Source organism: Geobacillus sp. LYN3 (assembly GCF_003064505.1).
GTDB lineage: Bacteria > Bacillota > Bacilli > Bacillales > Anoxybacillaceae > Parageobacillus_B > Parageobacillus_B toebii.
This window is the reverse complement of the sequence record NZ_QCWL01000001.1, coordinates 2,090,078-2,098,650: the sequence shown is the minus strand read 5'-3', so window position 1 is coordinate 2,098,650 and position 8,573 is coordinate 2,090,078. Positions and strand designations below refer to the sequence as shown.

Annotated in this window: 7 protein-coding genes and 1 pseudogene; 4 read left to right on the top strand and 4 right to left on the bottom strand. The window is 39.8% G+C overall.

The window, feature by feature from the left end; all coding sequences use genetic code 11:
* Positions 1–66: 66 nt before the first annotated feature.
* The 4 genes and pseudogenes from DCC82_RS10900 to DCC82_RS10885 all read right to left on the bottom strand — a co-directional run.
* Positions 67–387, bottom strand: coding sequence for a transposase family protein (locus DCC82_RS10900; protein ID WP_233252987.1), 321 nt, complete (start codon positions 385–387; stop codon positions 67–69).
* Positions 388–489: 102 nt separating this feature from the next.
* A complete protein-coding gene (locus DCC82_RS10895; RefSeq protein ID WP_233252986.1) occupies positions 490–1,524 on the bottom strand; it encodes a S8 family serine peptidase in 1,035 nt (344 codons plus the stop codon).
* Positions 1,525–1,609: 85 nt separating this feature from the next.
* Complete coding sequence (locus DCC82_RS10890; RefSeq protein WP_097355099.1) at positions 1,610–3,004, bottom strand: peptide MFS transporter; 1,395 nt, start codon at positions 3,002–3,004, stop codon at positions 1,610–1,612.
* Between the two features lie 371 nt (positions 3,005–3,375).
* Positions 3,376–4,110 (bottom strand): annotated as a pseudogene (locus tag DCC82_RS10885) (histidine kinase N-terminal domain-containing protein); the annotation flags it as partial.
* Between the two features lie 91 nt (positions 4,111–4,201).
* On the opposite strand from DCC82_RS10885, the gene DCC82_RS10880 reads away from it, so the two are divergent.
* The 4 genes from DCC82_RS10880 to cysK all read left to right on the top strand — a co-directional run bounded on the left by DCC82_RS10880 (position 4,202) and on the right by cysK (position 8,260).
* Entirely contained in the window at positions 4,202–5,209 is a 1,008-nt protein-coding gene (locus DCC82_RS10880) for a YncE family protein (protein WP_097354594.1), read from the top strand.
* Positions 5,178–5,855, top strand: coding sequence for a response regulator transcription factor (locus DCC82_RS10875; RefSeq protein WP_286170478.1), 678 nt, complete (start codon positions 5,178–5,180; stop codon positions 5,853–5,855). Before DCC82_RS10880 ends, DCC82_RS10875 begins: the two co-directional genes overlap by 32 nt.
* On the top strand, positions 5,856–7,262 hold the full coding sequence (locus DCC82_RS10870) for a sensor histidine kinase (RefSeq protein WP_097354592.1): 1,407 nt from the start codon (positions 5,856–5,858) through the stop codon (positions 7,260–7,262).
* A 74-nt stretch (positions 7,263–7,336) separates the two neighbouring features.
* Complete coding sequence (gene cysK / locus DCC82_RS10865) at positions 7,337–8,260, top strand: cysteine synthase A (protein ID WP_097354591.1); 924 nt, start codon at positions 7,337–7,339, stop codon at positions 8,258–8,260.
* The last annotated feature ends 313 nt before the right edge of the window (positions 8,261–8,573 follow it).

Below are 8,573 nucleotides of genomic sequence, written 5' to 3'. Positions count from 1 at the left end.
TTTTTTCAAAAAGTTTTTTGATTAGATAAATCCTTATGGTTTCAAGCTCTTTTGGCTCCAACTTTGCTAAAAGTCATTAATTGTATCATAATGCGGGAGCTCGTTGAGCTCTTTCAAACCCAAAACTACTCGAATATTTTCGATACATTCATCCTTATTAAACAATTCGGTCATACTTCTCATTGATTTGATTCCAAATACACTTTTAAGAAGAATGGTGTAAAGGATTGTTTCTGGACCATAGGTAATGTAGCTTTGATGCCTTTTATCTTTTACTTTTTTTAGTTGTTTTACCAAGTCTTTAAAGAAATGATTTTGAATCTTAACGAAATAAAAAAAAAAATTTTGGTTTTTTTCTCTTTCTCTTTTTTCTTTCCTTGTTAACATTCACAAATCCCCCTTAAATCTTGATAAATCCAGATTAATTATCGCATATTTATCAAAATTTGGGGGCTAGAAGCTCAATTTATCTCGAAGAATTTTTACTCCTCAGAGCTGAACTTCAGGGTATGCAGCTGGAAAGCTAGGCTGCGCCGTGCTATCATTTCCAGAAGCGGCAATGAGTACGACGTCGCGATCATATGCATAGCGAATAGCTTCTTCCAACATGGTTGAAGGCTGATAATTCCCAAGACTTAAATTGATGACTTTTGCACCGTGGTCAACTGCCCAGTGAATGGCTTTGGCCACGTCAAAACTTGTGCCGTATCCTTCGGAATTTAATGCTTTTATCGGCATAATGGGGTTAAACCAAGTTATTCCAGCAACACCTTCGCGGTTGTTTGGCTGTGAGGCGATAATGCCCGCTACGTGCGTACCGTGACCGTTATCATCTTCGGGAATGGCATTATCCGCGAGAACGTTATATCCTTTTTGCAGGCGATGAACGAGATCGGGATGATCTAAATCAATCCCGCTGTCAATAACGGCAATGGCAACGCCTTTTTTTCCGCGCGATAACGTCCAGCCTGCCTCAGTGTCGATTGCTGGCAAATTCCATTGATAACGTGAATATAATAAATCATTTGGAATTTCGTTTTGCAAATAAATGTAATTTGGTTCACTGTAGGCAACCGTTGGAATTGATTGAAAGTAATAGAGTAATTCATGATATGTTTTGCTGTTAGAACGAAAGATAAAAAAATGATCAAACTGATTGATCAATTTTCCGGCGATTGCTCGTTCTATTCGTTGGAGCTCTTGTGCTGCAGGAAGTTTTCGAAACCGAACCGTAATTTCATGATTAAAATAATGGCTTTTGTCGCGGCCGTTATGATCGATTTTTATTATTTTCGGGTGGCTGTTTAACTTGTTTTTGATTTTTTCGCCCATTGCTAGACTATTCAATGTAACGACAGTCGGATGGGAACGGGGCGTTGTTGCCACATAAGGGGCTGGTTTCGGTCTTAACTGATTCGTTTCTTCATGGTGGACTGTCGGACGATATGTCGTTGCAATTGCTGCAATCATAATAAAAAGAATAGCAACTCCAGCAGTGATAGCGAAAAGAGTTTGTTTATTCATCAATGTGTCACCTCACTAGTTATAGGGTGAGCCAACAGAAAAAAATTATGAAAAAAAGCTGGTCCCATAAAAGGGATCCAGCTTTTTAGTTCATCATTCGCACAAGTTTTTTCGTCAATAATAGCAAAATAAGCCCTAGTCCGATGGTTACACCGCTAATTAAGCTGAAAATTTCTAAATAGCCTAACGACTGCGTAAACGCAGCTAATTGGCCAGCCAACAATTGCGCGACACCAGTTCCCGCTAGCCATACACCCATGAGAAGCGATGCTAATCGAACAGGAGCAAGTTTACTTACCATGGACAATCCAACCGGTGATAAGCAAAGTTCACCGAGCGTGTGAAGGAAGTAAGTGAAAATAATGAATAACAAATTCGCTTTTTCAACAACATGATGTTCGTCGCTTCCTGTTTGTAATACAGCTGGAATTAGTACGGCAAATCCAAGACCAAGTAAAATCATGCCAAGACCCATTTTTGCCGGAATTGGCAAGTCACCACGTTTTGAATTCGAAAGCTTGATCCAGATTTGCGAAACAATTGGTGCCAACACGATGATAAAGAATGGGTTTAGTGATTGGAACCAAGAAGTAGGCATCGTCCAGCCGCCAATCGACTTATCAACGAATTTATCGGTATATAACGTTAACGAGCTTCCAGCTTGTTCAAAACCAGCCCAGAAGAAAACGACAAAACACGTTAAAATAAAAATCACGGCAACGTTTTGTTTTTCTTGTTTTGTTAAAGGAGCTTTTGTTTTTGGTTCTGTTGCTTTGTTTGTTTTCGCTGGTGCACCGGCAGGTTTTTTACCGATATCTCCTAAATAACGATTTCCAAATATATTGAAAATTAATTGTCCAATAATCATACCGATCGCAGCAGCTAAAAATCCGTATTTAAATCCGTAATGGATGACGCCATTGATGTTCGTTGCGAAATATTTTTCCGCTAAATATCCGCATACAAGTGGCGCAAATGATGCTCCCAAGTTAATTCCCATATAGAAAATGGTGAATGCTGCGTCTTTCCGTTTATCGTTTGGAGCATAAAGTTCCCCGACAAGTGTTGAAATATTTGGTTTAAAGAAGCCATTACCGATAATCAATAAAATTAGGCCGATATATAGTCCTGTTTGGTTATTAATGGCAAACAGTACGATGTTACCGAGCGCCATCGTAATACCGCCAATCGTAATCGCCAATCTTCTGCCTAAAACTCGGTCAGACAAATAACCGCCAACGAGCGGGGTGAAATAAACAGCGCCAGTAAAGAATCCATAAATCGTCATTGCGACGCTTGGTTTTATTCCTAATCCGCCGCTGACAAGTTCTGTTGTTAAATAAAGAACAAGGATCGCTCTCATTCCATAATAGCTAAATCGTTCCCAAAGCTCTGTAAAGAATAATAAATAAAGCCCGGGAGGATGCTTCATTTTTGTGCGCTGACTTTGCAGCGTCTGTGTTTCCGGTAATGCACTCATTATATTTCCTCCTTGCTAATATAATGACTTTGTTAATACAGTGTTAATTTTAATTTACAAAATATTTATATGTCAATAAAATTATATATAAATAGATAATTCCAAATTTTTAACAAGGTTTTCACCGTTATTTTATACAAAAGATCAAATAAAATACTTTTATTAAAATAATTTTTTATTCTATTTTAATAAAATTTAAAAGATTGTATATGTAATAAAGTTTCATAATCAGATAGATGCAAAGGTTTACTCCTCTTTGTTACTGTAATAATATGGGTAATTTCCATTAAAGGGGGGCACACTATGCGTGTTACATATTCTTAATGGACGGTGAGAAGGAATGCGCAAAACATCTATCATCGTTATCATTTGTTAGTGATTTTAATATAAACGGACTCGTTCTGACGGAAAGCGTCGATATAAATGCAGCGGGGCTTGTCTTTTTCTTTCACCGCTTCAATGGAATTTAACAAAATGTTGATGAATACTTGGCGAAGCTGATCTTTATAGGCAAAGATATGTATCGATTTGTCGATGTCCATGGATACTTCTACGTCTCCATCGACAATACTTGCATATAAAAATTCAATAATTTCCTCGAATAGACGCAAAAGCGAAAAGGTTTCTTTTTCGCTTTCTATGATTTCTTTTCTTGATGCATGAAGAAATTGCGAAATGCGGAATTTTAATTGCTGAAGTTCATGATCAATAATACCGAGATATGGTAAATCTGGATGTTCGAATTTTAATAATTGGATAAACCCCATAATGGCAGTAAGTGGATTACGAAATTCGTGTACGAAGCTCGATGACATTTGTCCAAGCAGTGTTAAGCGGTCTTTATGGGATTGGGTGATAAATAAATTTTTCTCCCGCAACTCTGCTTCTTTCAACTCAGCATATTTTGTAACGGCATAAAACAAAAATTGATCAAACAAAAGATTGATTTCGTCGATGAGAGGGCGCAATTCTTCCATTGACAATGTTGACTGAAGTGCATACTTCACGACTAATCTTCGTCCAAGATTTGTATTGTAAACAAACTCACCGATATTCATGTTTGTTTCTGCGCGTTCTTTTGCAATGTTGTAAGCAAGATGCTTTATTTGATGAATAAATGTGGACAATTTTTCACAAATTTTTCAACATATTTGTTTATAATCAACTTATCAACAAAAGGACAAATGGAGGGCAGCAATGAGAGCGATATGTGTATTGCTAGCAGTGTTAGGAATGTTATTCATTCATGGATGTGAACGAGAAACGTTTCCGGCTGTTCCAAAACGCCTCGAAGTGCTAATAAGCGTAAATGTGAACGATGAAAGTGTGACCTTTTTTGATCTTCAAACAGGAAGGAAGGTCGCAGAATGGAACTTGCAGAAACCGATAAAAGGCGCCGTATTGCTTCGGGACGACAGAACGTTGTTATTGTACGGTAATGAACTAGATCGTGTTTATTTATATGATATGAGGACAGGGGAGGAAAAAAGCGAATGGAAAACAGGAAAAGGAATTGTCGGTGCGCTTGTGTCTAATAAAGGGAATACAGTTTTTTTGGCAGACGAACGGCAAAAAGCACTTCGGGTATTTGATCTAAAAGGAAAAGAAAAAGCAAAAATCGAAGTAGGGAATAAGCCGCTAACTTTATTACAAAATAAAGCAGGCACAACTATATACGTGATTGATTTCCATAATACAAAAGCGTATGCCGTTGATGTCGACAAACGGCGTGTTATCCGTACGTTTTCTGTTCCAAAGTTTGCGTTTGGCGGCTTGCTTCGTGATGGTCGGCAGGAATTATGGATCGGGGGACACGGAAGCGGTAGTACAGTGGAAACAAACATCCGTATTTATTCTATAAAAACGGGGGCGTTAATAAAACTGATGAAAGCGCCATCGATGCCAGTGAGTTTTGTTGAAACAAACGAAGGAATATTTGCATTAAGTCATGGTTCTAACATATTACGGAAATGGGATGATTCCGGAAATTTGAAGGCATCTGTAACGATAGGTGCGAATCCTTTTATCATGATTGGAGCAAATGAACGGCTATATATCGCTAGCTATGATAGCAATGAAATCTATGTCGTTGACCAGCGTACGATGAAGATAATCGCTCGATGGAAAACAGGGAAAGGTCCATTTCAATTACTCATTCGAAAGGGGAATGACGGTGGAAAAGAAAACGGTCTTAATCGTGGATGATGAAGAAGATATGCGATTTTTAGTCGGGATGTATTTGGAAAATGCTAACTTTTCTTATTTAGAGGCGGAGAATGGAGAAGAGGCGTTACAAATTCTTAAAAACAATAAGGTGGATGTGATTTTAATTGATGTAATGATGCCAAAAATGGATGGATTTACGTTATGCGCCCGCATTCGCGAACAATCCGATGTTCCTATTTTATTTTTAACGGCAAGGGGAGATGAATGGGATAAAGTAAAAGGATTGAAGCTTGGCGGTGATGATTATATTGTGAAACCGTTTAGTCCCGGTGAGCTTATTGCCCGCATCGAAGCGATTATGCGCCGTGCATACCATAACAAACAAAAGAACGAAGATCTGTCGTTCGGGCCGCTCGTGATTGATGAAAGAGGGAGAAAAGTAACGGTGGATGGAGATCCGGTTGTGCTTACGTTAAAAGAATTTGATTTGCTTTTATTTTTGGCTAAACATCACGGACAAGTGTTTAGCCGGGAAGACTTGCTTGCCCAAGTATGGGGATATGATTATACAGGAAATGCAAGAACAGTGGATACACATATTAAAACATTGCGCATGAAATTAAAAAAAGCAAGCAATTTTATTCAAACCGTTTGGGGAATCGGATATAAATTTGAGGTGTCGTGAATGCAGCCAAAGTCGATGACGTTAGGGCAAAAAATTTGGTTAATGATTAGCATTGGAGTTCTTTTGACGGTTTCATTTTCTTATTTTCTATTAAATTATTTTTATCAAAAATTGTATGTCGATAAAGTAGAGCAGACGTTAATGGAAGAAGGAAAACTGCTAGCAGCTGATTATAGGGGCGGTCCGATTACCGATGCGTTCCGCAAACAAGTCGAATGGTATAATGAAAAATCAACGGCGGAAGTACTTTTAGTTAATAATCCTCGTGAATTAAGTGCTTGTTTACCGTTTGGAGTTGAATATGAATCATTAATTAAGGGCGATGATCGATCCAAATTATTGCGCGGTGATACGGTCACGAAAATCGGTTATGAAAAGCGATTTCACCGCAAAATTATGGGGGTGATTGTACCGCTTTTAGATGAGCATCGGTTACAAGGAGCGCTTTATCTTTATATTCCGCTCGCGAGCATTAAAGAATTGACAAAAGATGTCGCTGTCATTTGGCTTCCTCTTGCCACCTTATTTGTGTTTGTCCTTCTTCTTGCCGGAAAGCGAATGGCTCGTCATATCACAGATCCGTTAAAAGAAATGGAAAAAGTAGCATATCATATGTCGCAAGGAGATTATCGGGCGCAAATTCCGGTTCGGACAAACGACGAAGTTGGCAGGCTTGCCAAAGCGTTTAATGTGATGGCAAAAGCAATTGCTGAAGAAGATATGCGAAAACGCGAATTTTTAGCGAATGTTTCTCACGAATTGCGGACGCCGTTAAGCTATGTGAAAGGATATAGCGAAGCGATATTACAAGGGCTGGTGAAGACAGAAGAAGAGGAAAGAAAATATGTTCAACTCATTCACCGTGAAGCAGACCGGATGGAGCGGCTTGTTCGTGACTTGCTTGATTTGGCGCGATTAGAAGGAAATAGTGTACCGCTGCAAAAAACACCGCTTGTATTTGCGCAAGTGATCGAAGATACGGTCGCAAAATACGAACCGTTTTTACAAAAAAAACAAATTACACTTAATATGGAATTAGATCACGATATTATTTTGGAAGGAGATGCCGACCGGCTTGAACAAGTGGTGCAAAACCTTTTAGATAATGCTGTTCGTTATACCCCAGCCGAGGGAAAGATCCATATACGACTGAAAAAAGTTAGCGATGCGAGTTGTCAACTGATCATTCGTGATTCAGGAAAAGGAGTTCCAAAAGAAAAGCTGCCGCTTCTTGGACAACGATTTTACCGCGTTGATCAGGCACGAACAAGAAAAGAAGGCGGTACGGGATTAGGTTTGGCGATTGTCAAACAAATTATTTCCCTTCATAATGGCACGATATCGTTTTTCAGCGAAGAAGGGAAAGGAATGGAAGTGGTAATTCAGCTTCCGATATACACTGAGTAGCCATCATTGAAAGGAAATGAAAAAAGCCCTATAATCATATAAGAATAATTTTTAATAAAGGTTGGGGATTTACGATGAAGCTATACAACTCTATTTTAGACTTAATCGGCAACACGCCGATTGTCAAATTAAACCGAATTCCTGATCCAAATGGCGCGGATGTGTATATGAAACTAGAATCGTTTAACCCCGGGGGAAGCGTAAAAGATCGGGCAGCGTTTGAAATGATTCGGCGCGCGGAGCAAGAAGGAAAGATTGTGCCGGGGAAAAGCACCATTATCGAACCGACTTCAGGCAATACCGGAATCGGTTTGGCGATGGTTTGTGCGGCCCGCGGCTACCGTTGCATTATCACGATGCCGGATAATGCGACGGTAGAGCGGGTAAAAATTTTAAAAGCGTACGGGGCGGAAGTATATTTAACGCCGGCGGAAAAACGGATGCAAGGAGCGATTGATAAAGCGAACCAGCTTGCCGCGCAAATCCCAGACAGTTTCATCCCGATGCAGTTTGAAAATCCGGCGAATCCAGATGCGCATCGCCATAGCACGGCACGGGAAATTTTTGAAGCGTTTGGCGGCAAACTTGATGCATTTGTGTTAACAGCTGGTACTGGCGGAACGGTGACAGGGACAGGAGAAGAACTAAAAAAACAAATTCCTCACTTACGAATTTACGTAGTAGAACCATATGGCTCTCCTGTATTATCTGGAGGAAAGCCAGGGCCGCACAAAATCCCAGGTACAGGTCCGGGTTTTATTCCGAAAATTTTAAACCGCGATATTTACGATCATATTTTTCTCATTAAAGATGAAGATGCGCAAATGATGGCACGCCGTCTTGCTGCAGAAGAAGGCATTCTCGTCGGCGCTTCCGCCGCTGCGAGTGCGTATTATGCGGTTGAGGTGGCCAAACAGCTTCCAAAAGGGGCTCGTGTCCTTTGTATAGCACCGGATTCGGGAGAGCGTTATTTATCATCCGATTTATTTGCGGAGTAACAAAAGGCCCGCTTAGGCGGGTCTTTTGTTTTCTCGCTATTTCCAATTCCTGCAAAAAACATAAAACGCGCAATGAACTATCCCAACGGTCCGTAACAGAACTGGTCTATGCGAATCGGTTTGCGTAAAGACTGCCAATCCGTTTGAACGCAAACAGAAAAATCCACCGCGTATACGAATGAACATAGTTTCAAACCTTTTGTATTTTTCGTACAAAAATGCCGTTTTAACTAATGGTTGCTCACGAGAACATCCGCCGGAAGCCCACTGCTTTAGCTGTGGAGGAAGGCGGGGTTTATATTTTTAGTATATA